Annotated in this window: 32 protein-coding genes and 1 tRNA gene; 18 read left to right on the top strand and 15 right to left on the bottom strand. The window is 72.6% G+C overall.

What is annotated here, in order from left to right:
- Positions 1-113: 113 nt before the first annotated feature.
- Entirely contained in the window at positions 114-365 is a 252-nt protein-coding gene (locus DGO_RS01130; RefSeq protein WP_043802853.1) for a PqqD family protein, read from the top strand.
- The gene (locus tag DGO_RS01125) at positions 362-1,306 is read left to right on the top strand and encodes a DUF2267 domain-containing protein (protein ID WP_145975217.1); all 945 of its coding nucleotides are present in this window, start codon (positions 362-364) and stop codon (positions 1,304-1,306) included. Before DGO_RS01130 ends, DGO_RS01125 begins: the two co-directional genes overlap by 4 nt.
- Here the strand turns inward: DGO_RS01125 and DGO_RS01120 are convergent.
- Entirely contained in the window at positions 1,260-2,615 is a 1,356-nt protein-coding gene (locus DGO_RS01120; RefSeq protein WP_014683628.1) for a lasso peptide biosynthesis B2 protein, read from the bottom strand. The genes DGO_RS01125 and DGO_RS01120 overlap by 47 nt on opposite strands.
- Positions 2,616-2,736: 121 nt before the next feature.
- On the opposite strand from DGO_RS01120, the gene DGO_RS01115 reads away from it, so the two are divergent.
- Positions 2,737-2,812: transfer RNA gene (locus tag DGO_RS01115), tRNA-Ala, on the top strand.
- Positions 2,813-2,933: 121 nt separating this feature from the next.
- Here DGO_RS01115 and DGO_RS01110 read toward each other — a convergent pair.
- Both DGO_RS01110 and cmk read right to left on the bottom strand, forming a co-directional pair.
- Entirely contained in the window at positions 2,934-3,164 is a 231-nt protein-coding gene (locus tag DGO_RS01110) for a hypothetical protein (RefSeq protein ID WP_014683627.1), read from the bottom strand.
- A gap of 35 nt (positions 3,165-3,199) precedes the next feature.
- Positions 3,200-3,841 carry a (d)CMP kinase gene (gene cmk, locus DGO_RS01105; RefSeq protein ID WP_014683626.1) on the bottom strand — a complete coding sequence of 214 codons (642 nt, stop codon included), beginning with the start codon at positions 3,839-3,841 and terminating at the stop codon, positions 3,200-3,202.
- A 95-nt stretch (positions 3,842-3,936) separates the two neighbouring features.
- On the opposite strand from cmk, the gene DGO_RS01100 reads away from it, so the two are divergent.
- Both DGO_RS01100 and DGO_RS01095 read left to right on the top strand, forming a co-directional pair.
- Positions 3,937-4,725, top strand: coding sequence for a peptidylprolyl isomerase (locus tag DGO_RS01100; RefSeq protein WP_043800472.1), 789 nt, complete (start codon positions 3,937-3,939; stop codon positions 4,723-4,725).
- Positions 4,726-4,768: 43 nt separating this feature from the next.
- Complete coding sequence (locus DGO_RS01095; protein WP_014683624.1) at positions 4,769-5,314, top strand: hypothetical protein; 546 nt, start codon at positions 4,769-4,771, stop codon at positions 5,312-5,314.
- Positions 5,315-5,326: 12 nt separating this feature from the next.
- Here the strand turns inward: DGO_RS01095 and DGO_RS01090 are convergent, their stop codons facing one another.
- Positions 5,327-5,983 carry an MBL fold metallo-hydrolase gene (locus tag DGO_RS01090; RefSeq protein ID WP_043800470.1) on the bottom strand — a complete coding sequence of 219 codons (657 nt, stop codon included), beginning with the start codon at positions 5,981-5,983 and terminating at the stop codon, positions 5,327-5,329.
- A gap of 171 nt (positions 5,984-6,154) precedes the next feature.
- Here DGO_RS01090 and DGO_RS01085 point away from each other — a divergent pair, with 171 nt between their 5' ends.
- Positions 6,155-6,508 (top strand): hypothetical protein, encoded by a 354-nt coding sequence (locus DGO_RS01085; RefSeq protein WP_226991409.1) that lies wholly within the window; start codon positions 6,155-6,157, stop codon positions 6,506-6,508.
- 17 nt (positions 6,509-6,525) lie between these two features.
- Here DGO_RS01085 and DGO_RS01080 read toward each other — a convergent pair whose 3' ends face one another.
- The gene (locus tag DGO_RS01080; protein ID WP_043800467.1) at positions 6,526-7,026 is read right to left on the bottom strand and encodes a PaaI family thioesterase; all 501 of its coding nucleotides are present in this window, start codon (positions 7,024-7,026) and stop codon (positions 6,526-6,528) included.
- Positions 7,027-7,086: 60 nt separating this feature from the next.
- Here DGO_RS01080 and hemW point away from each other — a divergent pair, with 60 nt between their 5' ends.
- The 4 genes from hemW to DGO_RS01060 all read left to right on the top strand — a co-directional run bounded on the left by hemW (position 7,087) and on the right by DGO_RS01060 (position 11,172).
- A complete protein-coding gene (hemW, locus tag DGO_RS01075; RefSeq protein WP_050920638.1) occupies positions 7,087-8,253 on the top strand; it encodes a radical SAM family heme chaperone HemW in 1,167 nt (388 codons plus the stop codon).
- Between the two features lie 114 nt (positions 8,254-8,367).
- A complete protein-coding gene (gene lpdA, locus DGO_RS01070) occupies positions 8,368-9,771 on the top strand; it encodes a dihydrolipoyl dehydrogenase (protein WP_014683620.1) in 1,404 nt (467 codons plus the stop codon).
- Positions 9,772-9,879: 108 nt separating this feature from the next.
- Entirely contained in the window at positions 9,880-10,893 is a 1,014-nt protein-coding gene (locus DGO_RS24105) for an excalibur calcium-binding domain-containing protein (RefSeq protein WP_050920637.1), read from the top strand.
- 24 nt (positions 10,894-10,917) lie between these two features.
- A complete protein-coding gene (locus DGO_RS01060; RefSeq protein WP_014683618.1) occupies positions 10,918-11,172 on the top strand; it encodes a hypothetical protein in 255 nt (84 codons plus the stop codon).
- A 178-nt stretch (positions 11,173-11,350) separates the two neighbouring features.
- Here the strand turns inward: DGO_RS01060 and DGO_RS01055 are convergent, their stop codons facing one another.
- The 7 genes from DGO_RS01055 to DGO_RS01035 form a co-directional block, all read right to left on the bottom strand.
- Complete coding sequence (locus DGO_RS01055; RefSeq protein ID WP_014683617.1) at positions 11,351-11,914, bottom strand: DUF4126 domain-containing protein; 564 nt, start codon at positions 11,912-11,914, stop codon at positions 11,351-11,353.
- Positions 11,915-11,994: 80 nt separating this feature from the next.
- On the bottom strand, positions 11,995-12,150 hold the full coding sequence (locus DGO_RS23715) for a hypothetical protein (RefSeq protein WP_014683616.1): 156 nt from the start codon (positions 12,148-12,150) through the stop codon (positions 11,995-11,997).
- A 68-nt stretch (positions 12,151-12,218) separates the two neighbouring features.
- Positions 12,219-13,277, bottom strand: coding sequence for a M42 family metallopeptidase (locus DGO_RS01050; RefSeq protein WP_043800465.1), 1,059 nt, complete (start codon positions 13,275-13,277; stop codon positions 12,219-12,221).
- Positions 13,252-13,884 (bottom strand): aminoacyl-tRNA hydrolase, encoded by a 633-nt coding sequence (pth, locus tag DGO_RS01045; RefSeq protein WP_014683614.1) that lies wholly within the window; start codon positions 13,882-13,884, stop codon positions 13,252-13,254. Before pth ends, DGO_RS01050 begins: the two co-directional genes overlap by 26 nt.
- Before the next feature lie 5 nt (positions 13,885-13,889).
- On the bottom strand, positions 13,890-14,300 hold the full coding sequence (locus DGO_RS01040) for a hypothetical protein (RefSeq protein ID WP_014683613.1): 411 nt from the start codon (positions 14,298-14,300) through the stop codon (positions 13,890-13,892).
- A gap of 49 nt (positions 14,301-14,349) precedes the next feature.
- The gene (locus tag DGO_RS23115) at positions 14,350-14,571 is read right to left on the bottom strand and encodes a hypothetical protein (RefSeq protein ID WP_145975216.1); all 222 of its coding nucleotides are present in this window, start codon (positions 14,569-14,571) and stop codon (positions 14,350-14,352) included.
- Positions 14,572-14,680: 109 nt separating this feature from the next.
- A complete protein-coding gene (locus tag DGO_RS01035; protein ID WP_043800463.1) occupies positions 14,681-15,181 on the bottom strand; it encodes a DUF427 domain-containing protein in 501 nt (166 codons plus the stop codon).
- A gap of 107 nt (positions 15,182-15,288) precedes the next feature.
- Between DGO_RS01035 and DGO_RS01030 the strand changes: the two genes are divergently transcribed.
- The 4 genes from DGO_RS01030 (at position 15,289) to DGO_RS24735 (ending at position 19,086) form a co-directional block, all read left to right on the top strand.
- On the top strand, positions 15,289-15,729 hold the full coding sequence (locus DGO_RS01030; RefSeq protein ID WP_014683610.1) for an acyl-CoA thioesterase: 441 nt from the start codon (positions 15,289-15,291) through the stop codon (positions 15,727-15,729).
- Entirely contained in the window at positions 15,726-16,370 is a 645-nt protein-coding gene (locus DGO_RS01025; protein WP_226991408.1) for a histidine phosphatase family protein, read from the top strand. Before DGO_RS01030 ends, DGO_RS01025 begins: the two co-directional genes overlap by 4 nt.
- A 46-nt stretch (positions 16,371-16,416) precedes the next feature.
- Complete coding sequence (locus DGO_RS01020; protein WP_014683608.1) at positions 16,417-17,343, top strand: SMP-30/gluconolactonase/LRE family protein; 927 nt, start codon at positions 16,417-16,419, stop codon at positions 17,341-17,343.
- A 90-nt stretch (positions 17,344-17,433) separates the two neighbouring features.
- Positions 17,434-19,086, top strand: coding sequence for a GGDEF domain-containing protein (locus tag DGO_RS24735; protein WP_014683607.1), 1,653 nt, complete (start codon positions 17,434-17,436; stop codon positions 19,084-19,086).
- 13 nt (positions 19,087-19,099) lie between these two features.
- Here the strand turns inward: DGO_RS24735 and DGO_RS01010 are convergent, their stop codons facing one another.
- Positions 19,100-19,390: a Rho termination factor N-terminal domain-containing protein gene (locus DGO_RS01010; RefSeq protein ID WP_014683606.1), complete on the bottom strand. Its 291-nt coding sequence runs from the start codon at positions 19,388-19,390 to the stop codon at positions 19,100-19,102.
- A gap of 197 nt (positions 19,391-19,587) precedes the next feature.
- Here DGO_RS01010 and paaZ point away from each other — a divergent pair, with 197 nt between their 5' ends.
- The 3 genes from paaZ to DGO_RS00995 all read left to right on the top strand — a co-directional run bounded on the left by paaZ (position 19,588) and on the right by DGO_RS00995 (position 22,877).
- Positions 19,588-21,714 carry a phenylacetic acid degradation bifunctional protein PaaZ gene (paaZ, locus tag DGO_RS01005; RefSeq protein WP_043800462.1) on the top strand — a complete coding sequence of 709 codons (2,127 nt, stop codon included), beginning with the start codon at positions 19,588-19,590 and terminating at the stop codon, positions 21,712-21,714.
- A 101-nt stretch (positions 21,715-21,815) separates the two neighbouring features.
- Positions 21,816-22,103, top strand: a complete 288-nt coding sequence (locus DGO_RS21515; RefSeq protein WP_083847162.1) for a hypothetical protein — start codon at positions 21,816-21,818, stop codon at positions 22,101-22,103.
- 117 nt (positions 22,104-22,220) lie between these two features.
- Entirely contained in the window at positions 22,221-22,877 is a 657-nt protein-coding gene (locus tag DGO_RS00995) for an SRPBCC family protein (RefSeq protein WP_043800460.1), read from the top strand.
- Positions 22,878-22,930: 53 nt separating this feature from the next.
- On the opposite strand, the gene DGO_RS24775 is transcribed toward DGO_RS00995, so the two are convergent.
- Positions 22,931-23,059, bottom strand: a complete 129-nt coding sequence (locus tag DGO_RS24775; RefSeq protein WP_338032400.1) for a hypothetical protein — start codon at positions 23,057-23,059, stop codon at positions 22,931-22,933.
- Positions 23,060-23,247: 188 nt separating this feature from the next.
- A complete protein-coding gene (locus DGO_RS00985) occupies positions 23,248-23,898 on the bottom strand; it encodes a TetR/AcrR family transcriptional regulator (protein ID WP_043800459.1) in 651 nt (216 codons plus the stop codon).
- 143 nt (positions 23,899-24,041) lie between these two features.
- On the opposite strand from DGO_RS00985, the gene DGO_RS00980 reads away from it, so the two are divergent.
- Positions 24,042-25,190, top strand: coding sequence for an HD-GYP domain-containing protein (locus DGO_RS00980; protein WP_014683601.1), 1,149 nt, complete (start codon positions 24,042-24,044; stop codon positions 25,188-25,190).
- Positions 25,191-25,226: the final 36 nt, after the last annotated feature.

Below are 25,226 nucleotides of genomic sequence, written 5' to 3'. Positions count from 1 at the left end.
AGATAGACGAAGTTCAGCATTTGTAAATGTGCGTCCTGAACGTCTGGGCTCTGTCAGGCTGCTGACCCGGAGTCCGGTGCGGTCTGGCCGCAGCTGGCGCTATGCTGAGAAGCATGTGGCAGGCCAATCCCGACGTACTGGCGACCGACCTGGACGGTGAACTGGTCCTGATGCACCCGGGCCGCAGCGAGATGTTCAGCCTGAACCCCTCGGGGCGGCTGATCTGGCAGGCCCTGCCGCAGACCGGCGCGGCGCTGGCCGACCTGCTGGCCGAGCGCTATGGCCTGCCGCCCGAGCAGGCGCTGACGGACGTGACGGCGGTGCTGGACGCGCTGCATGGCCGCGATCTGGTCCGGCCCGCTTGAGCCGTCGGCCCGCGCCCGGCTGGCTCAGCCTGGGGGCACAGGTGAGGTCGGCCCTGCCCCCCCAGCTGGACGCCGAGCTGCGCGACTTCTGGGAAGGTGGGGCGGCGCCCTGGCACCCGCACCGGCGCGAGTTCCTGCTGGAGATGGGCGAGCTGCCCGCGCCGCCGGCCGACACCCGCACCCACACCCTGACCGTGATGGGCCGTGACCTGCGGGCCACCGCTGCGGGCGACGACCTGTGGCTGGACGGCCAGCTGTGGGTGCGGGTCACGCCGGACGGGGGCCGGGTGGTCTGCGGCCCCGGCGGCGCGTCCCCCGAACTCTGGGCGCTGGCCTTCACCGAGCTGCACCGTGCGGGGGGCTGGCTGCCGCTGCACGCGGCGGTGGTGGCGGCCGGCGGGCGGGCGGTGGCCTTCACCGGGGTCAGCGGAGCAGGCAAGAGCACGGCGGCGCTGCGGCTGCACGCGGCCGGCGAGCATGTCCTGGCCGAGGACCGCGCCTTCTGGCACGCGCCGAGTGGCGTGGTCACCGGCCTCGACCGGCACCTGCGGGCCTACGAGGACAGTCTGGACCGCTTCGCGCCCGCACTGCTGCCTCTGGCCCGCGCGCAGGGCCGTGACGCGCACGGCAAGCTCCGGCTGCCGCTGCGTGGCGCCCCCGCCTCGGCCGGGTCCGGGGCGGGGGCGCAGCTGACCCGACTGCTGCTGCTCGACCCCGGCACCCCCGGCGCGCTGGACCTGCCGGGCCGTGTGCGCGCCGCCTGGGAAGCGACCGGCGTGCCTCTCACGGCCTGCGCCCGCACGGCAGTTCAGGCGGGGGTCGCGCGGCTGCTGCCCCGGCTCGGGCCCGCTTCGCTGGACCGCGAGGCGCTGTTGCCGGCCGTGCGCGCCCTGCTCAGTCCTGGCGAGGCCCCCCCGCGTCCCCAGGGTCCGGAAAGCTGAACAGCTCGCGGAAACGGCGGCGGTTCTCGGGTTCGCCGTAGGCCTCGACCGCGCCCCGGTCGTCCTCGATCCAGGCGTGCCCGTGGACGCCGCCCGGCCCCGGCGCGACTCCGCTGACAAATCGCACCGGATGGCCGCCCCGGCGCAGGCTGCGGTAGCTCGCGTAGGCGCGCGGCACGCACACCCCCCGGCGACGCTGCCGGGGATACAGCACCCAGGTCCACCAGCCGACCACCATGATCCGGTCCTGCACGGCGCGCAGCGGCAGGCGGCGAACCGGTCCCGGCGGCGTCCAGCGGCGCAGGTGCCCGCGCGGATCGCGCCCGCGCGCCGTGGCCCCGCGCGCAGCCAGCGCGTCAAGCAGCGACACCGGCAGCAGCGGCCACACCCGCCGCAGATGCCCGAAGCGCTCCCGCCAGCGCCCCAGCCGGGCATGAACGCCGTCTGCACGGAGGCCCGCACGGATCACGGGCACCGTCCGCGCGGGGCTGAGAATCAGGCGGCGGTTCCGGGGGTCACACAGCTGCGTGAAGGCCGCCCAGGTGTGCGCCGCTCCCAGCGCCGCCGCGTGGGTCGCCAGGTCCGCCGGCGTCAGGCCATGCCGCGCGCCCAGCACCCCGAGGTCGAGGTAGTCGGCCGGCTTGAGGCCCCCGCTGTCGCCGCCCCAGCTGCGGCCCAGCGCCACGTTCAGCACGGCGGCGTCGAGCGCGCCGGGCAGGTTCAGCGGCACGCCTTCCCAGTCGAGGTGCCGGGCCCGCGCCCACAGGCCCGACGTCAGGCCGGCGGCGCGGCGCGGACTAACGCCCGCCCGCAGACCCACCACGTAGCGGTGGACATCCAGCCGGACATGGCCGTCCGGGCTGTAGAGGTGCATCGTCTCGTGGTTCCAGGTGACGGGGTCGGCGTGCTGGCCGTCGCTGTACCAGCCGTGCGCCAGCGCGAGGTGCGCCGCGCGCCACACGGTCGCCGGGTCTTCCGGCAACAACACGTCCACGTCGCCGTAGATGCGCTCGCCGGGCGAGGCGTACTCGAATTCGGCCAGCGCGAAGCCCTTGAACAGCAGGACTGGAATGCCCTCGGCCGCCCAGACCTCCAGCAGAGCCCGCACCTCGGCGCGCACCTGCGCGTGTCGCAGCCCCAGACGCAGGGCGTCGGCGCGCAACTCGGCGCGCAGGGGATGGTCCTCCGGCAGGCGTGGGCGCAGCGCCCCCCCGAGGCCCGCCGCCCGCACGGCCCCCAGGTCGGCGGATGACGCCGTCTCCGGGCGGGTCAGCACCCTTTCCAGGGTGGGCAGGGGCGACAGGCTCATGCCGACAGTCTAGTTCGCCCTGCGGGGTCGCCCGGGCCGCCGACCTGCTCGCCGCCCGGACCCGTTGACAACTTCACCGGCCACTGTTACTCTGGCTGAGCCTTGAGAGAGGCGAGAGAGCGGGGCTGTGGCGCAGTTGGGAGCGCGTCTGAATGGCATTCAGAAGGTCAGGGGTTCGAATCCCCTCAGCTCCACCAGAACAGGAGGCGTTTCCGGAGACGGAGACGCCTCTTCTCTTTGTCGTTGCCGGTCACCGACGGCCGCGCCCCCGGCCGGGTCACCCTGAACGGGGCGCGGCCGGGGGCAGCTCTCCCGGGCTCAGGGCTGTTCGGGCGCCTTGGCCTTGGGTGCCGGACGCTTCTTGGCCTCGGGCGCAGCCGGCACCGGCGCGCCGTGGTCCTCGGGGGAGCGGCCCGAGAGGATGTTGAACACGCGGCGGATATCGGCAGCGCGGGCCTCGACATAGCCCTGGCCCACCTTGCCTTCGTAGGTGTTGCTGGTGGTCAGGTCGAAGGCCAGTTGCAGCGCGCGGGCGTCGAAAGAATCCATGGTCCCTGGATACCATGCCCGGTGCGGGCGCGGCGTCAGCTTGTCCGGGCAGGCGCCGCGCCCTGCGGCAGCGCGGCCAGGATCGTGTCGATCACACCCTGAAGGGTCAGCGGACCCGTATCGATGACGTGCGCCTCGGGGGCCGGGACGCTCTGGGCGCGGTCGTGCTCGTCACGGCGGAGCAGGGCGGCCTCGATCTCGTCCACGGCCTCGGGGCGCTCGGCGGCGCGGCGCTGGGCCCGCACCCGCGCGCTGGCCGTCAGGTAGAACTTGGCCTGCGCCTGCGGAAAGACGGCCGTGCCCATATCGCGGCCCTCCGCCACGAAGGGCGGCGTCAGGGCGCGCAGCCGCCGGTCCACCCAGGCGCGCAGTTCGGGCCGGGCGGCGACCGCGCTGACCCCGGCGTCCACCGCCGCCGACTGCACGTCGGCCGTCAGTTCGCGTTCTCCCAGCCACAGCCGGTTGCCGCCTGCCAGGGGCTCGAAGCGCAGGGGCTGGGCCTCCAGGTGGGGCAACAGGGCCGGGTCGTGGGGAGCAAGGCCCGCCTCGTGGGCGAGGAGGGTGGCGGCGCGGTACAGCAGGCCGCTGCTGACGTAGGGCACGCCCAGCGCGCGGGCCACGCCCGAGGACACGCTGGATTTTCCGCTGGCCGCCACGCCGTCGATGGTCACAATCACGCCCCGTAGTGTAGGGCAAGGCGGCAACTGCGGCGCGGGCGCTGCCCCTGCACCCTTGATCTGCGCCTCATGCCGGACCGCTAGACTGCGGGGCGATGAAGAAGGCTGCCCTGCTCCTGACCGCCCTGCTCACCCTGAGCGCCTGCCAGAAGAAAGCGGAGACCACGTCCACCACCCCGGCCACCACGGAGACGAACAGCACCGAGACCGCCAGCACCGGCACCGACTCGGCCGGCACGGCCACGGGCGCCGCCTCGGGCGCCACCGTGACCACCCCCGGGGCGCTGCCCAGCGGTTACACCCTGGTGCCCTTCCTGAGCCAGTCGCCGGTACGCGAGTTCAAGACCGAGCCGGCCATGACGCTGCAACAGGGCAAGGACTACTACGCCCTGATCGACACCGACAAGGGGCAGGTGCTCGTGGACCTGTACGAGCAGGAGACGCCGGTCACGGTGAACAACTTCGTGACGCTGGCGCGCAACCACTTCTATGACGGCACGCGTTTCCACCGCGTGATCGACGGCTTCATGGCGCAGGGCGGCGACCCGCAGAGCACCGACACGGCCAAGAAGGATGCCTGGGGCAGCGGCGGCCCCGGCTACAGCTTCGCCGACGAGATCCGCAGCAAGCTGACCTTCAGTGGCGCGGGCGAACTGGCGATGGCCAACAGCGGCCCCAACACCAACGGCTCGCAGTTCTTCATCACCTTCGGGCCGACCGAGAACCTCAACGGGCGCCACACCATCTTCGGCAAGGTCGTGACCGGCGAGGACGTGCTGGGCAAGCTGACCCGCACGAGCGACACGAGCAGCGGCAGCGAGACCCCCATCGCCGGGGCCACGCCCGACGAGGTCCTGAGCGTGCGCATTCTCACCAAGGGCTGAAGACCTCACCCCTCCGTCAGGCCGGGCCGGTACGCTGGGCTTCATGAAGCGTTCCCTGTCCGGCCTGGCCCTCGTTGCCCTGCCTCTGGCCCTGACCGCCTGCGCGCGCACGGCGACCCCGCCGGAGGGTCACGACCTGAGCGGCATACTCGCGGGCACCTCGGCCTGGAGCGCGCCGCGCTTCGCGCTGGTGGGCACCGGTATCCCCAACATCTTCACCAACCGGGGCAACCTGTCGCAGAGCACGGCCCCGGCCACGGGCGGCCTGAACTTCGGTGTGGACCTGCCCGTCCTGCCGGACGTGGCGGGCGTATATCAGGTCGTCGCGTACAACGACACCGACGGCTCGGGCACCTACACCATCGGGGAGCCCTTCGCGCGCAACCGCCAGTGGCTCATCTTCAGCCCGGCGGGGGGCGACATCCCGGCCGTCTCGCTGCCCGAGCAGCTGCCCTGGGCCGGCGGCGAGGAGGCCCTGCCCGCCATGAAGGTCTCGCGCGGCTGGAACCTCTACGACCGCAGCCAGCCGCTGGGCACGGCCAACCCGCGTCCCGCCGCCAAGGTGACGGGCTACGACATCAGCCGCTGACCCCTGGGCGCCTCAGCGCAGGAACGGGTTGGTCTGGCGCTCGCGCCCGACCGTCGTGGCCCCGCCGTGGCCGGGGTAGACGGCGGTCGGGTCGGGCAGCGTGAGCAGTTCGGCGGCGAGGCCCGCCAGGAGCTGCGGGTGGTTGCCGCCCGGCAGGTCGGTGCGGCCGATCCCCCCGGCGAAGAGGGTGTCGCCCGCGATCACGAAACCGTCGCCGACAAACACCACGTGCCCCGGCGCGTGCCCCGGCAGCTCGCGCACGGTGAGCGAGAGGTCGCCCGCCGTGAGGACCTGCCCCTGCACCAGATCGGCGTCGGGGTCGGCGGGCTGCGTGAACGGCAGGTTCCAGCGCGCCGCCGACGCGGCCCCGGCGCGGTACAGCGGCAGGTCGGCGGGGTGCAGGTGTACGGCCACGCCCAGCGCCTCCCGGACCTCCTGCACCGCCCCGATATGGTCGAAATGTCCGTGCGTGAGCAGGATGCCCCGCACCGTGACCCCCGACGCGCGCACGAGCGCCAGCAGCCGGGCGGCCTCGTCGCCGGGGTCGATCAGGAAACCTGCGTTCTCCTCGCCCGCGACCAGCAGGGCGTTTTCCTGGAGGGGGCCGGTGGACAGGGACCAGACGCGCGCCGCGCCGTGCGTGCGGGGGGCCGGGAAGGAGGCAGTCATGGGGCGAGTGTAGCCGCCCTCCCCTATCCTGTGGCCCATGCAGCACACCCGCACCTGGCAGGACGTGTACGGCAGCGCCTGCGCGAGTTTCGGCGGCCGCGCCGGGGGACACCGCTGGCTCGTGGCCGCCCCCCCGAACTGGCTCCCGGCCTGAGCGAAGCCCTCGCTGCCGTGGAGGGCAAGGGCGAGGCGGTCCTGCTCATTCACGACGGCCTGACCCCGCTGCTGGCCGCCGCGCGCGAGCTGAACCCGCGAGGCGTGCTGGTGGTGGCCCCGGCCCCCCTCTCCGGCGGCCCTGCGCTGGACGTGCCGGAGCGCACCCTGGACGGCGCGGGCGGCCTGACCTACCGCGAGGGCGGCGCGTTTCCGGCCTGGACCGGCGCGGCCCACCCGGACGCCCCCAGCGGCGCGTGCCCCCCGGCCAGCGCCGCCGCCTCGCTGGGCACGGCGGTCGTGGTGACGGCCCCGGCGGACGTGCGCGCCGCCCTCGAAGCCTGGATGGACGCGACGCCGCACGGGCGCTAGCTCAGGCTTTCCTGGGCTCAGGGCCGCAGGATCAGACAGGTGGTCGAGGCGTAGGCGTAGACCTTGCCCGCTTCGTCCACCAGCCGGCCCTCGGCCACGGCGGTCTGGCGGGTCGAGGCGACGACCTGCCCGACCGCCTGCACCTCCGGGCCGCCCACGCGCAGGGGGCGCACGTAGTTCACCTTGAGTTCCAGGGTGGTGTAGCCCACCCCGGCCGGCAGGGTGGTCTGGACCGCGCAGCCCACCGCCGAGTCGAGCAGCGTCGCGTACACCCCGCCGTGCACCGACCCGATGGGGTTGTAGAGGTCCTCGCGGGGGGTGAGCCGGAACACCGCGCGGCCCTCGCTGAAATCTTCGGGGGCGGGCCACGCCATCCCCAGGACGGCGGCGATGGGCGGACCGGGCAGCTCGCCGCGCGCCATCGCCCGCAGGTACTCCAGGCCGCTGAGATTCCGCGCCCGCTCCAGGGTCTGGGCCGGGTCCTGCCAGGTGTAGGTGCGTGTACGCGCATCGGTCATGGCCGGAGTCTACCCACTGGGCCCCAATCGCCGCCTGGCCCAGTGGGTAGACTCCGCCGCGTGAGCGCCGCCCCTTCCCTCCCCGTCCCCGATCCCGTCGCCGGGCCGGTGCGGCACCTGTACGTGCACGTGCCGTTCTGCCCCAGCATCTGCCCCTACTGCGACTTTCATGTGCTGGAGCGCCGGGCCGGGATGGTCGAGCGGTATCTGGCGCGCATCGAGGAGGAGGCCGCGTGGCTGGCGCGCACCTACCCCACCGACCTGGAGACGGTGTACCTCGGCGGCGGCACCCCCAGCTTCCTGCGCGGGGCCGAGATGGAGGCGCTGGTGGGCAGCGTCCGGCGGCACCTGGGCTGGGGCCGCCTGGAAAACACGCTGGAGATCAACCCCGGCACCGTGAGTGGGGAGCGCGCGGCGCACTGGCGCGACCTGGGCTTTGACCGGGCCTCGGTGGGCGTGCAGAGCCTCGACGACGCCACGCTGCGCTTCCTGGGCCGCCAGCACACGGCGGCGCAGGCCCGCGAGGCCGTGCAGACCCTCACCGCGCAGGGCTTCCGGGTCAGCGGCGACCTCATCACGGCGGTGCCGGGGCAGCCGCTCGACCGCGATATCCAGGGGCTGGTCGAGCTGGGCGTGGGGCACGTCAGCGCCTACACCCTGACGGTCGAGCCGGGCACCGAGTTCGCGCGCCGGGGCGTGACCGTGCAGGAGGACGACGAGCGCGCGGGCTTCGAGCGCACCGAGGCGCTGCTGGAGGCGCGGGGCTTCGCGCGCTACGAGATCAGCAACTACGCGCTGCCGGGCCAGGAGTCGCGCCACAACCGCGCCTACTGGCAGGGGCGCACCTACCTGGGGCTGGGGCCGGGGGCGGCCGGACACTACCCGGCCGGGCATGGGCCAGCCGCCGGGGAGCCGGGCCTGCTCACCACCCGGCGCACCAACCCGCACCTGCACGAGTGGCTGACCGGCGCGGCGGGCGACCCCGAAGGCATCGACCCCGAGGAGTACGTGACCGACGCGCTGTTCATGGGGCTGCGGCTGCGTGAGGGCCTGGACCTCGCCGACCTCGCGCGCCGCAGCGGCCTGGACGTGCGGGAGCGCTACGCCCGGCCCCTGGCCCGCAACGTCGCGCGCGGCCTGCTGGCCCTGGACGGCGACCGGCTGCGCGCCACCCCCGAGGGCTGGTGGGTCCTGAACCGCGTGGTCACCGACTTCCTGGAGGCCTGAGCGCGGAGCGGCAGTCGCCTCCGCGGCATTGACCACCCGCCCTTGTCAATGCCGCGCGTCCGACTCTCCGGGCCGGGCACAGACAGCCGTGGGGGGGCACGTTAGACTGCCCGCATGACCAAAAGCTTTGACTTTGACGTGCTGGTGATCGGCGCCGGGCCCGGCGGCTACCACGCAGCGATCCGGGCCGCGCAGCTGGGCCTCAAGGTCGCCTGCGCCGAGCGGGAGGCGGTGGGCGGGGTGTGCCTGAACGTGGGCTGCATTCCGACCAAGGCGCTGCTGCACGCGGGCGAGACGGTGGCGGGCGCGCGCCACGCCGCCGAGTTCGGACTGACCTTCGGCGAGCAGAAGCTCGACATCGCCAAGCTCAACGGCTGGAAGGACGGCATCGTCAAGAAACTCACGGGCGGCGTAGGCAGCCTGTTCAAGGCCAACAAGGTCACGCACCTCCAGGGCCAGGCCAGCTTCGTGGACGACCACACCGTCAAGGTGGGCGACAAGACCTACACGGCCGCCAACTTCATCATCGCGACCGGCTCGGACCCCGCGCGGCTGCCCGGACTCGACGTGGACCAGGACAGGATCGTGGACAGCACGGGCGCGCTGGTGCTGCCCAGCCCCGTGCCGGAGCGGATGCTGTGCGTGGGCGGCGGCGTGATCGGCTTCGAGTTCGCCAACATCTACACGAACCTGGGCAGCAAGGTCAAGGTGATCGAGTTCCTGCCGAACATCATCCCCGGCGCCGACGCCGACGCGGTCAAGGCCTTCCAGAAGGCGATGGAGAAGCAGGGCGTGGTCGTCGAGGTGCAGACCAAGGCCAACAAGGCCGAGAAGAAGGAAGACGGCGTACACGTCGAGCTGGAAAACGTCAAGACCGGCGAGAAGCGCACCGAGGTCTTCGACCGCGTGCTGGTCGCCGTGGGCCGCCGCCCGCGTACCGACGGCCTGAACGCGCAGGCGGCGGGCGTGAACGTCACCGACCGCGGCTTCATTCCGGCCGACAAGCAGCAGCGCACCAACGTGGCGCACATCTACTCGATCGGTGACGTGGCGAGCAACCCCATGCTGGCCCACAAGGCCATGAAGGAGGGCCTGGTGGCCGCCGAGGTCATCGCCGGCAAGCCCGCCGCCCAGGACGCCGTGGCGATTCCGGGCGTCGTGTACACCTCGCCCGAACTGGCCTGGGTCGGCCTGACCGAGCAGGAAGCCAAGGACAAGGGCTACGAGGTCAAGACCGGCAACTTCCCCTTCAGCGCCTCGGGCCGCGCGATGACGCTGCAACAGACCGACGGCTTCGTGAAGATGGTCGTCGAGAAGGACACCGACCTGCTGCTGGGCGTGCACATCGTGGGCCCGCACGCCTCGGACATGCTCGGCGAGGCCGGCCTGGCGCTGGAAATGGCCGCGACCGCCAGCGACATCGCCCTGACCATCCACGCCCACCCCACCCTGGGCGAGAGCGTGCTGGAAGCCGCCGAGGCGGTCCACAAGCAGGCCATCCACATCATGAACCGCTGAGCGGACCACCCCGCCGCGCGGCGGAGCAGGACACGTCCCCACCCGTCCGGGGGCGTGTCCTGCTCCGCTATCCCTGGCCCGGCTTCCGGCGCTACGCTGGTTCCCAACGTGCGACTCCTGTTCCGGACTGCCCTCCCCGGCCTGTGCGCCAGCCTGTGCTGTGCGGGCCTGCTGGGTTTGTCGTCCGGGTCGGCGGCCCAGGCCACAGCGAAGCAGGCCGAGGCAAAGCAGGCTGTCCCCTTCACGGTCGAGGTGCGCTTCGTGGGCAAGGTACCGAGCGCGGCGCAGCAGGCGACCGTGCGCGCGGCAGCGGCGCGCGTGTCGAAGCTGATCGCCTCGCCGTTCGTGCCGGTCACGCTGCCCGGCGACGCCGAAGCCTGCGACAAGGGCCTGCCGGCCGTGCGGGGGCGGGTGGACCACTTTTTCGTGTTCGTGCGCGTGCTGCCGCTGGACGAGGACCTGTACGCCGAGGCGTGGCCCTGCGACCTGCATGACGGCTCCTACCTGCCGGTGTACGGCGCGGTGAGCCTGAACGCGCGCGGGCTGGGCGACCTGTCGGCCGCCGACCTGACCGACACCATGATCCACGAGACGCTGCATGCCCTGGGGGTGGGGACCCTCTGGGAAGCCGACGCGCGCGTGTCGCTGAGCGGCGCGTCCGACGAGCGCTCCCTGGTCACCCGGAGTGCGGGGCGCTTCTACTACACCGGGGCCAGGGGCGTGGCGGCCTACCGCGCTCTGGGCGGCCGGGGCGACCGGATTCCGCTCGACGCCGACGCCGGGCACTGGGCCGGGTCCACCGTATGCTCGGAGATCCTGTCCGGAGACGCAGGCGACTACACCGGGCGGGTCAATCCCGTCAGCCCCATCACGCTGGGCGCGCTCGAGGATTTGGGCTACCGGGTCAACCGCGCGGCGGCCAGCCCCTACACCCTGCCCCTTCACGGCTGCGGCGTGCAGTCGGCGCCTGCTCCGACCAAAGCCACGCCGCCCGACCGGCGCCCCGTGTCCTACGCCAGTTGCGCCGCCGTGCGCGCGGCCGGGGCCGCTCCCCTGCGGCGCGGCGACCCCGGCTACCGGGCCGGGCTGGACGGCGACGGCGACGGTCTGGCCTGTGAGTGACCGGCCAGAGGGAGACCCGGGGAAATGAACGACGAAGCCGAATTCCTGTCCTATGCCCGCAACCGCACGGTGCTCGGCCACCACGTCCTGAACAGCCGTGAGGAGCTTGCGGCCCTGATCGGCCGCGCCGGAGCCTGGGGCTGGACCCTGGACGAGTTCCGGCGCCGGGCAGGCGTGCGCTTCGCGGGTGACACGGCGTATGTCACCGAATTTTCCTGGCATGAGGAAGGCGTGCCCCTGGCCGAGGTCTGGCAGGAAGTGCAGTCGCAACGCGGCTGAGCGACGTGGCAGGGCCAGGTCGAGCGGGGCGTCCTGGCTCCTGAGTCGGCCGGGCCGGGCGGGGTCGATCCTTCCCAGGACGACAGGTCTCTCCGGCCCCCCACCGCCCGCCGGTAGAGCCTGACCCGGCGCAGTCAGGCCACAAGACCCCCTCCGCAGCGGGAGGAACCACCCCGACCTACAGCGCCCGCCGCCGCCAGCCGCGCACCCGGCTCCAGAGGCGGTAGGCGACGACGCCCAGGCCCGCGAGGCCCAACACCGCCAGGATGGGCGCAAAGACCGCCAGCACGCTCAGGCCCAGGCTGCTGGCGTCCTCGGCGGCGCTGATCACCGGGTTGCCCAGGCCACCCGTCGTGGCGGTGGCGACCGGGCGCACGGCCGTGCGGGTCGCGTGGACCCCCCCCGCCACCACCAGCCCCAGCGCGAGCTTCAGGGCGGGGGGCACGTCGGCCACGCCCGCCTGCGAGGCGAAGAGCACCGCGCCCGCCGCCGTGTTCACCACACCGCCCACGAGATGCAGGGCGTGGTCCACGCCGGGAATCTTGTCGCCCACGAAATCCAGCGCGCCCACTGCCGCGACCGCCAGCAGCACCCAGGGGTTCGCCAGCAGGTCGAAGGGCTGCGCGAGGTGCATGACCCCCGCGCGGGTCAGCAGCCCCACCACGAGCAGCGGAATATAGGCGTTCAGGCCCGCCGCCCCCGAGAGGCCCAGCGAGGAGAGCAGTCCGGTGAAGAGGTCCATACGCCCTGCATACGCTCCGGCAGGCAGGGCCGTTGCCGGCGCGCGCAGAGCGAGTCTTTAGGCTTGCGGGGCGCCCCCGGCTAGAACGGGCCGGGCAAGTGCGGGCCGACGTAGCCCGCCTCCGCCGGGGCGCGGTCGATGTCGGCCATCGCGCGGTTCAGGCGGTCCTGGCGGCGCGCGGCAAAGAAGATCACGGCGAGGACGGGCAGAAATACGGCCAGCAGCAACAGTCCCATAAAGTGCCTCCTGCGCCCCAGCGTACAGCGGGAGCGTCAGGGGCAACTGCGGGAGCTGGGGACCGGGTTCAGGCCGAAGGCTCGCCCAGATACGCCACGAGCAGGTCCACGCCCGCGCGCAGGTCGGTTTCGTGGACCGACTCGACGATGGTGTGGATGTATCGGGTCGGCAGGCTCAGGGTCAGGGTGGGCACGCCCTCGCGGCTGCGCTGGATGGCCGCGCCGTCGGTGCCGCCCTGGCCCAGCACTTCGAGCTGCGCCGGAATCTCGCGCGCCTGGGCCAGGTCCCAGAACTCGTCCACCAGGGTGCGGGTCGAGATCATCGAGGAGTCGTACACCTTGATGCCGATGCCCTCGCCCATGCGCGTGACCGCCTCGTCGGGGCCGACGCCGGGGGTGTCCACCGCCAGGGTCACGTCCAGGCCGATACCCACCGTGGGCTGCACGCCGTAGGCCGCCGTGATGGCACCCCGCAGGCCGACCTCTTCCTGCACGCTGAAGACCGCGTAGAGGTCGTGGCGCAAAGGACGGCCACGCAGGGCACGCAGCGTTTCGAGCAGCAGGAAGACGCTGGCGCGGTCGTCCATCGCCTTGCCGCACACGAGCTGCCCCACCCGGCGGGCCGTCTGGTCGAGGGTGACCATGTCGCCCACGCGCACCTGGGCCTTCACCGCGTCGCCGTCCAGGCCGAGGTCCACGAAGAACTCGCGCAGCTCGGGCACCTTCTTGCGCTCCTCAGGCGAGGCGATGTGCACCGGGCGGCCCGCCGGGGTCAGGATGCCGGGCAGCGCCCCGCCGCGCGTATGCACGGTGACGTTGCGCGCGAACAGGTTGCGCGTGTCGAAACCGCCCAGGTTCTGGAGGCGCAGGTAGCCCTTCTCGTCTATGTAGCGCACCAGAAAGCCGATCTCGTCCATGTGGGCCGAGACCATCACGCGCCCGCGCGGCCCCTCGCCCGAAGCGGCACGGCGGGCGATCACGTTGCCCAGGGCGTCCACCCGCACCTCGTCGGCCAGGCCGTCCAGTTCCGCGAGCACGAAGTCGCGCACCGCGTCCTCCTGTCCGGGCACGCCGGGCAGGTCGGACAGCTTCATCAGGAGGTCAAGCCTCAGATCGGTTGTCGTCATGCGGCGCAGTATGGACCGGCTCCGGGCGCGGGCGCAGATCGGTGCCGTTGTACTGTCCCTGAGCGCCAGACAGCCCCTCCGTGGCCCACACCGTCGCGGCGTCGGCCCCCAGGCGCACGAGCTCGGCCAGAGTCTCCGCTTCCCCTTCGCGCCACTTGCTCAGCACCCAGTCGGCGGGGTCCCAGCCGGCCGGCGGGCGCGAGATGCCCACCTTGACCCGCGCGAAGGCCTCGTACCCCAGCAGCCGGATGATGTCGCGCAGGCCGTTCTGGCCGCCGTGCCGCCCGCCGTGCCGGAGCTTGAGCAGCCCGAAGGGACTGTCGAGGTCGTCCTGCAACACCAGCAGGTCGTCGCCCCCCAGCTTGTAGAAGGCCATGAGGGGCGCGACCGCCTTGCCCGAGGTGTTCATGAAGGTGGTCGGCCGCACGAGCAGCACCTTCTGGCCGGGGGCGGCCCCCAGGCGCACGTCGGCCACATCGGCGTCCTTTTCCTTGCGCCAGGTCGCGCCCGCGCGCCGGGCCAGCTCGTTCAGGACCAGCCAGCCGACGTTGTGGCGTGTCTGCGCGTACTTCTCGCCCGGATTGCCCAGGCCCACGATGAGTTTCAAGGGCCTCAGGCCTCCAGCCCGCCGAGCTGGGAACGCCACTGCGCGGTGGTCTCACGCACGCGGGCGTCGGTGCTGGCCCGCTCGTACCCGGCCCGGAAGTCGGCAAACCGGGTGTCGGAGTCGGAGAACAGCAGTCCGAGGGCGTGCTGCACGTCGCTGACGTTCTGGGGGGTCAGGTGGGTGCCCTTGGCGTCCAGAACCTCGTCGAGGGTCGCCATCAGGCCCGACAAGGGCCGCAGCCACTGGAAGGCCGGGTCGCTGGTCACCAGCGAATACAGCGCGAAGGGGCCGGCGACCGGGCCGTGCAGGAACTCGTACTCCCCCTTGGCGAAGTCGAGGAGCGCCGAGTGGAAGGCGCGCAGGGACTTGGCCAGGGCGTCCAGGCGACTGCGGATGGCGGCGTCGGAAGTGGTCATGGCCGCAGGATAAAGCGCGGCCGCGGGAGCAGAAGGTGGGGCGATGCGCTCAGGCGGGCGGGATCAGGGCTCCCGGAGCGGCCAGGTCGGCCTGGTCCTTGTCCCGCCGCTCCGCTCCGGAGAAGCCGGTCCGGCCGCCTTCGTCGCGCGCCGCATCTCTGGAATCGGCACCGGGATTCTCGTCCCTTCCACCTCGGCGGGGCCAGTTGGTCGCGTCGCGGATGTTGGCACGCCGAGATGGACGCCATTCGGCGCCCCGATGGTCGAACACGTCGCTCACCTCCCAGATCCCAAAGGCCCGCGTGTGCCCGCGCCGCGTTCCCTGTACATGCGAAAGCCTGGGCCAGTCGGGGTGCAGGCCCCGCTTCTCCGGTTCCCCTCTACCAGCCCCAGGTTCCCGGCTCACCCTTGAAAGGCCCCACCACGTCGCCTGTGATCCAGCCGCCGTAGAACCCGCCCGGCTGCGGCGTCACGCGTTCGCCGTCCACCCGGCACTCGTCCATACGCCCGGCGTACACGGCGACGTGCCCGGCCATCTCCCGGAATTCCGGGGTGGGCGACTCGTAGCTCCAGCCCGCCGCCTGGGCCACCTCGCGGCCGCCCACCAGGGTCCAGTACGTCGCCTCCCCCTTGTACTCACATACGCTGCCGCCCGGGGCCGGGCGGAGCACTCCGGGAGCGAAGGCTTCTCTGGGCAGGTAATAGGTCGGCGGATGGCTCGTCTCCAGCACCCGGAAGGCCGCGCGCGTCTGCGCGACGAGCTGGCCGCCCAGCCACACCTCGACGAGTTTGGGGGTGCGCTCCAGCCGGGGCGGACGCGGGTAGCTCCACACCGACTCCTGACCGGGGCCTGGGGGAAGGGGCTGGGGACGGCGCAGCATGCGGTCAGGATGTCATGGCAGGGGAAGACGGACCGTACCTGAAGCGCCCAAGTCCCCGGCCCTCTAGACTCAGGGCCGCGCCGCCCTGCGGCAGAAGGGGTCAGAAGATGAGCGAGACGGAGACGAAAGCGCCGCGCAGCCGCGCGCGCATGTTGGAACTGGTGTTCCCGAAAGACACGAACTATCACGGCACGGCCTTCGGGGGCTGGGTGCTGTCGCTGATGGACAAGGCCGCCAGCATCGCCGCCGTGCGGCACGCGGGCGGCAACGTGGTCACGGCGCGCATGGACGGCGTGGACTTCCATGTCCCCATCCGGGTCGGGGACGCCGTGGCGCTCGACGCCCGCGTGGTGCGCGTGGGGCGCACGAGCATGACCATCCGCGTGGACGTGTACCGCGAGCACATGGCGAGCGGCGAGCAGGAACTGGCGACCACCGGCCTGTTCGTGTTCGTGGCCCTGGACGACCAGGGCCGCCCGCGCCCGGTCCCGGCGATGGCCCCCGGCGATACCGCCAGCGCCGAGCCGGACTACGAGGCCCGCCCGTGACCCCGGGCCCGGACCTCGACCTCACCCTGGTGCGCCACGGAGCGACCGCCTGGAACGAGGGGGGCCGCTGGCAGGGCCTGACCGACAACGTGCTGGGCGAGCGCGGCGTGGACGAGGCCCGGCGGCTCGGCGCACGTCTCGCGGGCCTGGCCTTCGACCGCTGCGAGTCGAGCGACCTCGCGAGGGCCGTACAGACGGCCGAACTGGCGCTGCCGGGCCGGCCGCTGACCCTCGACCCCCGGCTGCGCGAGATCAGCTTCGGGGAGTTCGAGGGCCTGAATGTTCCCGAGATGGCCGCGCACCCGGCCTACGCGGCGTGGCAGCGCGACCCCTGGCAGTTCGCCCCGCCCGGCGGCGAGAGCCTGGGCGAGGTCGCCGCGCGGATGCGGGCCTGGGCGACCGAACTGCCCGGCGGCCATACCGTCGCCTTTTCGCACTCGGTCGCCATCCGGGCGCTGCTCGCGGCGCTGCTGGACTGGGCCCCGCAGCCGCAGCTGGCGTATCCCCTGCCCTTTCCGGTGCGGCTCGGGCACACCAGCCTGAGCACCCTGCGCCGCCGGGGCGGGGTCTGGACCCTGCACCGCCTGGGCGACACGGCGCACCTGGAACCGGTGGCCGGGACCGAAAAGGGCGCGCCGTGAAGGCCGGTCTCACCCCTCACAGCGCCGCCGGCCCCAGGATGCGGGCATGAGCCTGCACGCGACCCGCCCCGAGTTCCTGGACCTGTTCCCCGAGGACGCGGCCCCCCGGCAGCTGGCGGGCGGCTTCACCTGGACCGAGGGACCGACCTACGTCCCGGCCCGGCAGGCGGTCTTTTTCAGCGACGTGCGCCAGAACCGCCTGCTGCGCTGGTCCGACGCGGGCGAGCTGGCCGACGAGATGAACCCCAGCCACCACCAGAACGGGCACTGCGTGGACCTTCAGGGCCGCCTGATCGCCTGTTCGCACGGCCTGCGCGCCATCGTGCGCCAGGAGGAGGACGGCAGCTGGACCACCCTGACCGACCGTTTCGGTGGCGGGCGGCTCAACAGCCCCAACGACGTGACGCTGCACCCCGACGGCAGCCTGTGGTTCAGCGACCCCACCTACGGCATCGACAAGCCCGAGGAAGGCTACGGCGGCACCAAGGAGCAGCCCGGCAACTACGTCTACCGCCTGGACCCCGACGGCACCCTGAGCGCGCCCATCCGCGACCGGGTCAAGCCCAACGGCCTGGTGTTCGTCAGCCCCGAACGGCTGATCCTCTCGGATACCGGCGACGCCCAGACGCACGCCTACCGTCTCGCGCCCGCCCCGCAGGACGAGCCGGGGCTGACCTGGAGCGGCCCGGGCGGCCAGCCGCAGGCGGCCACGCACGAGCGGGTGTGGTTCAAGGTCGAGCCGGGCAAGACCGACGGCATCCGGGTGGACGAGCAGGGGCGGCTGTGGAGCAGCGCGGGCGACGGCGTACATGTCCTGACCCCGGACGGCGAGGAGATCGGGCGCGTGGTGCTGCCGGGGACCGTCACGAACCTCTGTTTCGGTGGGCCGCAGGGCAGCACGCTCTTCATGACCACCGGCAGCGGCTTCTGGAGCATCGAGACCCGGACGCGCGCCCTGCACCTGACGCTGTAGCCCGCCCCGGCCACGCTGCGGGCCGCCAGCTGACCGCAGCGTGAAGGGAGGGGCAAGGCGTCCGGCGTCCCGGCCCGTCACATTTGAGTTATGGCGGCGCACGGCGGCAGTGGGCAGCAGGGGAGCGACCGGCTCGCCCTGCTCGAAACCGCCTGGCATGGCCGCGACGTGACCCCGGAGCAGGCTGCCCAGACCGCCCGCGCGGCCCTCAAAAGCCCCGACGGCGCGCGCGCCGACGTGATCCTGGCCTACCTCGACTGGCGAGCCGGACACTACAGCCGCAGCGCGGGGCGACTCGGCCGCGCCATGCCCCGGCTGGAACGCGGCCCCGGGCTGCCGGACGTGTGGCTGGGCCGCGCCCTGAACACCCTGGCGAACCTGCACAGCCTCCTGAACCAGCCGGGAGAGGCCGCCACGCTGTTCGGCCGGCAGTTGCAGCTGGCCCGCGACCTGGACAGCGCCGAGCTGGAAGCCAGCGGCCTGCACGACCTGGGGGTCTCGCAGTTCCTGGTGGGCGACGCCGTGAGGGCCGAGGCCCACCTGCGCCGGGCCCTGCCGCTGCTCGACGGCCTGTCCGACCCGGTGGGGCAGGGCATCGCGCGGCTGAACCTGGGCATCCTGAACCTGCGTGCCGGCCAGCCACAGGTCGCCACCGAGCAGCTGCTCCGGGCACTGGCGACCGTCTGGGGCGGCCCCGAGGCCGAAGTGGCCCGGGCGCCCGAGCTGCCCTGGCTCGAAAGCCGGCTGCGGCGCTCGCTGCTGGAGGCGGCCGAGGCGGCGGGCGACGACCGCCTGGTCGCCGAGCAGGAGACGGCGCTGCGCCGGCTCTCCACACGGGCCCCCGACCACCTGGAGATCGCGCTGGACATCGCGCTGGCGCTGAGCAGCCGCGCCGGCCCGCAGGCCACCCTGGAGCAGCTCCGGCCGGTGCTGGACCTGGCCCGGCGACTGGGGCAGGAGCAACACGCGGGGCTCGTCTGCGCGCACGAGCGCCTCAGCGAGGCCTGCGCGGCCCTGGGGGACCCCGGGGCGGCCCTCGACCACCTGCGCGCCGCCCTGGCGCTGGAACGGGCGACCCACGCGGCCGAGCGCGAGCAGCAGTACCGGACCCTGGAGGTGCTGCACCACACCCGCGTCCTGAACGACATCGCCGAACAGGAGCGCCAGAAGAACAGCCAGCTGCTCTCGGACCTGCGCGACCTCCAGACCCTCAACGAGCACATGCGGCGCCTGAGCCTTACCGACGGCCTGACAGGCCTGTACAACCGCTACCACCTTTTTCTGGAGGGCGAGCGGCTCTCGGCCAGGGCCGCCCCGGACCGGCCGCTGGGCGTGGCGATCATCGACATCGACCACTTCAAGCGCATCAACGACCGCTGCGGCCATCTGCCCGGCGACGAGGTCCTGCGGACCCTGGCCCGGCTCATCCGCGACTTCGCGCAGCCCGGCGACCTCGCGGCGCGCTACGGCGGCGAGGAATTCGTGCTGCTGCGCCCGGGCGTGTCGGCCCCCGCCTTCGCCGCCGACCTTCAGGCGTTGCGGCAGGCCGTGACCGGTTTCGGGTGGGAGGCGGTGGCGCCGGGCCTGCGCGTCACGGTGAGCATCGGGGTGGCCGAAGCCTGCGGCCCGCACTTCGAGGCGGGGCTGGGAGCCGCCGACCAGTGCCTCTACCTCGTGAAGAACACGGGACGCGACGCCGTGCGCTTCTGCCACAGCCCCGAGTGCCCGCCGGGCCCGGCCTGAATCCGGTTCCCGCCTACTGCAGCGCTTCGATCAATTGGGCCTTGCTCATGCGGCTGCGGCCCGGTACGCCCCGCTCGCGGGCACGGTTGTACAGCTCGTCACGGGACAACTCCGTGAGGGCCCGGTTCGGGTTGCCGGTGCCCTGGGTGCGCCTGTTCGGCGTGCGGCCCTCCTCGCGGCGGGTCTTGTTCACGGTACGCGCAGCGATCTCCTCGGCCCGGTCCTCAGGCTGGCCCTGGTCCAGCTCGCTCTGTCTGACATGGCCGTACTGACGCTCGTCCTTGCGGCTCCAGGCTTTGGGCATCGGTCTTCCTCCTCGGGTGCCGCCACCCTAAGCCCGCACGCACGCCCCGACATGAGCGCGGCCGTCAGCGGCGCTTCATGTGGGCGGCGGCGGTATAGTCCGGGCACAGGTTGTTCAGACGTTTTCATATGGCCGCCCCGGCGGTCCCTCAACACTGGCCCCGCGCTGTCCGGCGGCGGGCCGACAAGGAGTATGCGATGACGGTTTCTTCTTCTGCCCCGGTTCCCCCGGCGCCCGGCCTGCTGCGCCCCGAGTCCTACCTGTGCGGCCACTGGCAGGGCGGCGAGGGGGGCGAGCTGCTGCGCGACGCAGTCTACGGCCGCCCCGTCGCGGCGCTGCCCGGCGGCCGGGTGGACTTCGCGGCGGCGCTGGCCTACGGCCGCGACCAGGGCGCGGCGCTGCGCCGCCTGACCTTCCACGACCGCGCGCGGCGGCTGCGGGCGCTGGGCACCTACCTCATGGAGCGCAAGGAGGCCTACTACGCCCTGAACCTGCTGACCGGCGCGACCCGCCGCGACGGCTGGGTGGACATCGAGGGCGGCATCGGCACGCTGTTTTCCTACGCCAGCATGGCCCGGCGCGAGCTGCCCGACGAGCGCTTCTGGCCCGACGGCAAGGTCGAGGTGCTCGGCCGGGGCGGCACCTTCGTCGGGCGGCACCTGCTCGTGCCGCGCGAGGGCGTGGCCGTCCAGATCAACGCCTTCAACTTTCCGGTGTGGGGCATGCTCGAAAAGCTGGCGCCCGCCTTCATCGCGGGGATGCCCACGCTGGTCAAGCCCGCGCCGCAGACCGCCTACCTCACCGAGCGGGTCGCGCGCGACATCGTGGCGTCGGGCCTGCTGCCCGAGGGCAGCCTGCAACTCGTGGTGGGCGAGCCGGGCGACCTGCTGGACCACCTGGAGGAACAGGACCTCGTGGCCTTCACCGGCTCGGCGGCGACGGCGGCCAGGCTGCGGGTGCACCCCAACGTCGTGGCGCGATCGGTGCCCTTCAACGCCGAGGCCGACAGCCTCAACGCCTCGGTGCTGGGCCTGACGGTGCGGCCCGAGGACCCCGAATTCGCGCTGTACGTGCGCGAGCTGGCGCGCGAGATGACCGGCAAGGCGGGCCAGAAATGCACCGCCATCCGCCGGGCCATCGTGCCGCGTGGGCTGGTCGAGGCGGTCACGGACGCGCTGCGCGCCGAGCTGGACAAGGTCACGCTGGGCGACCCGGCGCGCGACGACGTGCGCATGGGCGCGCTGGTCAGCGCCGCGCAGCGCGACCGGGTGCGCGAGTCGCTGGAGCGGCTCCGGCAGGACGCCGAGGTGGTCATCGGCGGCGAGGGCCAGGAGCGCGAACTGCGCGGCGGCGACCGCGAGCAGGGCGCTTTCTTCGACCCGGTGGTGCTGCGCTGCGACGACCCGCTGCGCAGCGGCCCGCACGAGCTGGAGGTGTTCGGGCCGGTGGCGACCCTGCTGCCCTACGACACGCTGGACGACGCCGTGCGCCTGGGCAAGCGCGGGCGCGGCTCGCTGGCGGGCAGCGCCGTGACCTACGACCGCGCCGAGGCGACCGACCTCGTGCTGGGGCTGGCGAGCACGCACGGCCGCCTGCTCGTCCTGAACCGCGACGACGCGAAAGAGAGCACCGGGCACGGCTCGCCGCTGCCGCAGCTGCTGCACGGCGGTCCCGGCCGCGCGGGCGGCGGCGCGGAACTCGGCGGGCTGTCGGGGGTCAGGCACCACATGAACCGCGTGGCGGTGCAGGCCGATCCCACGACCCTCTCGGCCATCACGCGCGAGCATGTGCCGGGGGCGCAGGTGCAGGAGGACACGGTCCACCCCTTCCGCAAGACCTTCGACGAGATCAAGGTGGGCGACAGCCTCCTGACGCACCGCCGCACCGTCACCGAGGCCGACATCGTGAATTTCGCGGGCCTGACCGGCGACCACTTCTACGCGCATGTGGACGAGATCGGGGCCAGGGAAGGCATCTTCGGGCGGCGGGTCGCGCACGGCTACTTCCTGATCTCGGCGGCGGCCGGGCAGTTCGTGTCGCCCGCGCCGGGGCCGGTGCTGGCGAACTACGGCCTGGAGAACCTGCGCTTCACCGAGCCGGTGGGCATCGGGGACACCATCCGCACCCGCCTGACCTGCAAGCGCCGCATCCGCAAGGACCTGCGCCCCGGCGAGGTGCGCCCGACCAGCGTGGTCGAGTGGCACGCCGAGATCACCAACCAGCACGGGGGGCTCGTCGCCACCTACGACGTCCTGACCCTGGTCGAGCGCGCGCGCGACGGCTTCGACCCGCCGCTGCCGGAGGCGGAGGCCGCCGAAGCCTAAGCCCCGCTTGGGCCCGCGCACATCCCCCGGCCCCGCGCCGGGGGCACAGTCGGGGAACACCGCATTCAGGAGGACCGACCGACATGGGCGAAGGCAGACCGATGAGTACCCCGACCACCCCCGCGACCTCGGCCGGCAGCGCCGCCGAGACGCAGGGAACCAACACCAACCTCAGCCCCGACCTTCAGGGCGGCGCGGCGACCGGCAGCGACCGCGCGGCCGCCCAGGACATCACCGGCCAGCACGCCGGGGGCAGCCTGCCCGACGCGCTGGCCGGGCAGAGCGACGCCGCCCGCCAGACCGACAACAGCGGTCTGCTGCGCCCCCAGGGCGACGACGAAGGCAGCGCCGTCATCGGCCAGAGCGGCGAGGCGCGCAACGAATCGTAGGCCGCGCGGGCAGCCGACACGTCCCGGCCGTGCGCCGGGGCGTTAATGTGGTTTGGTCAAGGATTCACCCGTGATCTCACGGGGCGTTCCTAGACTGCCGTAACGGAGGTTGGACACATGACGAAACAGGATTCCAAGGGAATGGATCAGCAGCGCCTGATCGGCGGGGCCGCCGGCGGCGCGCTCGTGCTGCTGGGGCTGCGCAAAAAGGGTGTGCTGGGGCTGGGCATCGCGGCGGTCGGCGGGTACCTCGCCTACCGCGCCGCGACCGGCAACGATCCGGTGATGAAGGCGGCGGGCCTGGGCGGCGGCCCGGTGTCGAGCAAGCCGATTTTCGTCGAGCACAGCGTGGTCATCGACAGAGCGCCCCAGCAGGTCTACGACTACTGGCGCAAGCTCGACAACCTGCCGCGCATCATGAGCCACCTCGAAGAAGTCACGCAGCTCGACGCCAAGCGCAGCCGCTGGGTCGCCAAGGCCCCGCTGGGCACCCACGTCGAGTGGGAAGCCGAGATCGTCAACGACAAGCCCGGCGAGCGCATCGGCTGGCACTCGCTGCCCGGCGCGACGGTGGACAACGCCGGCAGCGTGCAGTTCGAGGGCCTGCCCGGCGGCAACAGCACCCGCGTGCATGTCGCCCTGAGCTACCGCCCGCCCGCCGGTCCGCTGGGGGCCGCCGTCGCCAAGCTCTTCGGCGAGGAGCCCAGCCAGCAGATCGCCGAGGACCTCCAGAAGTTCAAGCAGAGCTTCGAGGGCAGCTCGCCCAGGGCCTGAGCCCACTCGGCGTGAAGGGCGGCCCCCACCGTAGGCGGCCGCCCTTTTCCTGTTCAGCCGGCAGGATCGGCGGGAGGGGGCATGTCCGTCTCCGCGCCCGCCTCGATGACCGTCAGCGAGCGCAGGGTCGCGCCCTGATGCCAGCCGTACGCGGGGTCGCGCAGCCCCAGCACCTCCGCCACGGCGCGGGCCTGCGCCTGCGAGGGCTCCTCGCTCAGCCCGAACAGCAGGAATTTGCGGCCCCCCGGCGCAATGCGGATGTAGAGGTCCTCGCCCAGTTCGAGCTGCTGGGTGCGCTCCAGGCGCGCGGCGCGCTCCTGGCCCAGCCGCAGCGCCTCGCGGATGCGGACGGTGACGGTCGGCGGAAGGGCTATGGCCGCACCTCCCCGGAGGGGGATTCCGTACCCGGCAGCGCGCGCAGGCCCGAGAGCAGCATGTCGGCGAAGCTCTCGGCCACCTGCCGGGGCGTGAGTTCGCCGCCGGGACGGTACCAGGTGTAGGTCCAGTTCACGGCCGAGAGGATCAGGTTGGCCGTCATCTTGATGTCGAGGTCGGGGCGCAGCGTCCCCTCGCGCATGCCCTGCACGATCAGTTCGCGGTAGAAGGCGTCGATGGTGTCGCGCCAGTCGGTCACGTGCCGGTAGGCGGCGGGCGACAGGTGTTTCCACTCGTGGAAAAACACGGTCGCGCTCTCCATGTTGTCGGCGACCACCCGGATATGGCGGTGCATCGCCTCGCGCAGCTTCTGGTCGGCGGGCAGGTCGGCGTCGCGCAGCAGGAACAGCGCCGTGTCGAACTGCCGGGACGCCCGGCTCACGATCTCGATGAGCAGTTCTTCCTTGCCGCTGATGTGCGCGTAGAGGCTGCCTCCCTGCATGCCCAGCTCTCCGGCGAGGTCACGCATGCTCGTGGCGTGGTATCCCCGCTCGGAAAACAGGCGGCTCGCCACGTCGTGAATCTGCTCGCGCCGGGGCTTGGCGGCGTCGGTGTCCTTCGGGGGCTGGGCGGGGGAATCGGTCATGGGCAGGGGGCCTCGTGCGCCCGCCAGGGCGGCTGGATGCAGCCTAGCATGTGCCCGCCTCCACGAAAGTTCCGGCGACGGCTCCAGCCGCTGCCCTTCTTGTCACTTTAATGTGAGAAATCTCTCTCTAGAATGGACCGGTCATGGACGCCTCTGCCTCGCCCGACGGCCCACAAGAAGCTGCTGCGCTTCCCCTCCCGGACTCCGCCGTCACGCCGAAAGACCTCGCCCTGCACCTGACCCGCCTGGCCCTCACAGCCCCCGACCTGGGCAGCGCCATGACCCCGGTTCTCGACACGCTGGTCGGCCATACGGCGGCGGTGGGGGCCGGGTACTTCCAGTGGCGCGAGGCCACGCTGGCCTACCACGCCCGCAGCGCCAGCGGCGAGATGCCCGAGGGCCCGCAGATGGCCGCGCTGCTGGCCCACGGCCTGCCCGGCAATATGCCGCTGTTGCGCGCCCTGGAGCGGGCCGAGGGCGTGCTGTATTTCGAGGAGACCCAGGACTGCGAGATCGCCGCCGGATTCCCCGATCTGGGCGTCCGGGCGCTGCTGGCCGCCCCGGTGACCAGCCAGAGCGGAGAACTGGTGGGGGCGCTGCTGGCGCACGTCTTCACGCCACATGTCTGGACCCCCGCCGAGCGTCAGCTGGTGGGCAGCGTGACCGGGCTGCTGGCGTTGCTGGCCGCGCGGCTGGACGCCGAGGAACGCGAACGCGCCGCCCACGAGAGCGCCCTGCGCGCCATCGGCCTGTGTCTGGAGGCCCGCGACGCCGAAACCCAGGGCCACACCGACCGCGTCACCGATCTGGCGGTGCGGCTCGGCGAGCACCTGGGCCTGAACGACACCGGGCTGCGTACCCTGCGCTGGGGGGCCTACCTGCACGACATCGGCAAGATCGGCATTCCCGACGACATCCTGCACCACCCCGGCGGCCTGAGCGCCGAGATGCGTGGCCGGATGCAGGAACATGTGGGCGACGGCGTACGGCTGGCGACGCAGCTCTCTTTCCTGCCGCAGGCCACCCTCGACGTGATCGGCGCACACCACGAGTGGTGGGACGGCCGGGGCTATCCCGCCGGCCTCAAGGGCGAGGAGATCGCCCTGCCCGCGCGCATCTTCTCGGTGTGCGACGTCTTCGACGCCCTGACCAACGCCCGGCCCTACAAGGCGGCCTGGAGCATGGGGGCCACGCTGGAGTACATCCAGGACCTCAGTGGCCAGCAGTTCGATCCGCAGGTGGTCGAAGCCCTGCTGGCCGTCCTGGGCGACGAACTGCCCGCCGTGATGTAAAGGCGCGTGGGGGCGGGGCCGCCCGACCGGCTGCGC

It is taken from the genome of Deinococcus gobiensis I-0 (assembly GCF_000252445.1).
Classification (GTDB): domain Bacteria; phylum Deinococcota; class Deinococci; order Deinococcales; family Deinococcaceae; genus Deinococcus; species Deinococcus gobiensis.
The sequence above is the reverse complement of the archived record's forward strand: the minus strand, read 5'-3'. Positions and strand labels throughout refer to the sequence as shown.

Bases quoted from the DNA above. Each gene is read 5' to 3' on its own strand.
- DGO_RS01130 (WP_043802853.1), top strand. From the start codon at position 114: ATGTGGCAGGCCAATCCCGACGTACTGGCGACCGACCTGGACGGTGAA.
- DGO_RS01120 (WP_014683628.1), bottom strand. From the start codon at position 2,615: ATGAGCCTGTCGCCCCTGCCCACCCTGGAAAGGGTGCTGACCCGCCCG.
- DGO_RS01110 (WP_014683627.1), bottom strand. From the start codon at position 3,164: ATGGATTCTTTCGACGCCCGCGCGCTGCAACTGGCCTTCGACCTGACC.
- DGO_RS01100 (WP_043800472.1), top strand. From the start codon at position 3,937: ATGAAGAAGGCTGCCCTGCTCCTGACCGCCCTGCTCACCCTGAGCGCC.
- DGO_RS01095 (WP_014683624.1), top strand. From the start codon at position 4,769: ATGAAGCGTTCCCTGTCCGGCCTGGCCCTCGTTGCCCTGCCTCTGGCC.
- DGO_RS01090 (WP_043800470.1), bottom strand. From the start codon at position 5,983: ATGACTGCCTCCTTCCCGGCCCCCCGCACGCACGGCGCGGCGCGCGTC.
- DGO_RS01080 (WP_043800467.1), bottom strand. From the start codon at position 7,026: ATGACCGATGCGCGTACACGCACCTACACCTGGCAGGACCCGGCCCAG.
- lpdA (WP_014683620.1), top strand. From the start codon at position 8,368: ATGACCAAAAGCTTTGACTTTGACGTGCTGGTGATCGGCGCCGGGCCC.
- DGO_RS01060 (WP_014683618.1), top strand. From the start codon at position 10,918: ATGAACGACGAAGCCGAATTCCTGTCCTATGCCCGCAACCGCACGGTG.
- DGO_RS01055 (WP_014683617.1), bottom strand. From the start codon at position 11,914: ATGGACCTCTTCACCGGACTGCTCTCCTCGCTGGGCCTCTCGGGGGCG.
- DGO_RS23715 (WP_014683616.1), bottom strand. From the start codon at position 12,150: ATGGGACTGTTGCTGCTGGCCGTATTTCTGCCCGTCCTCGCCGTGATC.
- DGO_RS01050 (WP_043800465.1), bottom strand. From the start codon at position 13,277: ATGACGACAACCGATCTGAGGCTTGACCTCCTGATGAAGCTGTCCGAC.
- DGO_RS01040 (WP_014683613.1), bottom strand. From the start codon at position 14,300: ATGACCACTTCCGACGCCGCCATCCGCAGTCGCCTGGACGCCCTGGCC.
- DGO_RS01035 (WP_043800463.1), bottom strand. From the start codon at position 15,181: ATGCTGCGCCGTCCCCAGCCCCTTCCCCCAGGCCCCGGTCAGGAGTCG.
- DGO_RS01030 (WP_014683610.1), top strand. From the start codon at position 15,289: ATGAGCGAGACGGAGACGAAAGCGCCGCGCAGCCGCGCGCGCATGTTG.
- DGO_RS01020 (WP_014683608.1), top strand. From the start codon at position 16,417: ATGAGCCTGCACGCGACCCGCCCCGAGTTCCTGGACCTGTTCCCCGAG.
- DGO_RS24735 (WP_014683607.1), top strand. From the start codon at position 17,434: ATGGCGGCGCACGGCGGCAGTGGGCAGCAGGGGAGCGACCGGCTCGCC.
- DGO_RS01010 (WP_014683606.1), bottom strand. From the start codon at position 19,390: ATGCCCAAAGCCTGGAGCCGCAAGGACGAGCGTCAGTACGGCCATGTC.
- paaZ (WP_043800462.1), top strand. From the start codon at position 19,588: ATGACGGTTTCTTCTTCTGCCCCGGTTCCCCCGGCGCCCGGCCTGCTG.
- DGO_RS21515 (WP_083847162.1), top strand. From the start codon at position 21,816: ATGAGTACCCCGACCACCCCCGCGACCTCGGCCGGCAGCGCCGCCGAG.
- DGO_RS00995 (WP_043800460.1), top strand. From the start codon at position 22,221: ATGACGAAACAGGATTCCAAGGGAATGGATCAGCAGCGCCTGATCGGC.
- DGO_RS00985 (WP_043800459.1), bottom strand. From the start codon at position 23,898: ATGACCGATTCCCCCGCCCAGCCCCCGAAGGACACCGACGCCGCCAAG.
- DGO_RS00980 (WP_014683601.1), top strand. From the start codon at position 24,042: ATGGACGCCTCTGCCTCGCCCGACGGCCCACAAGAAGCTGCTGCGCTT.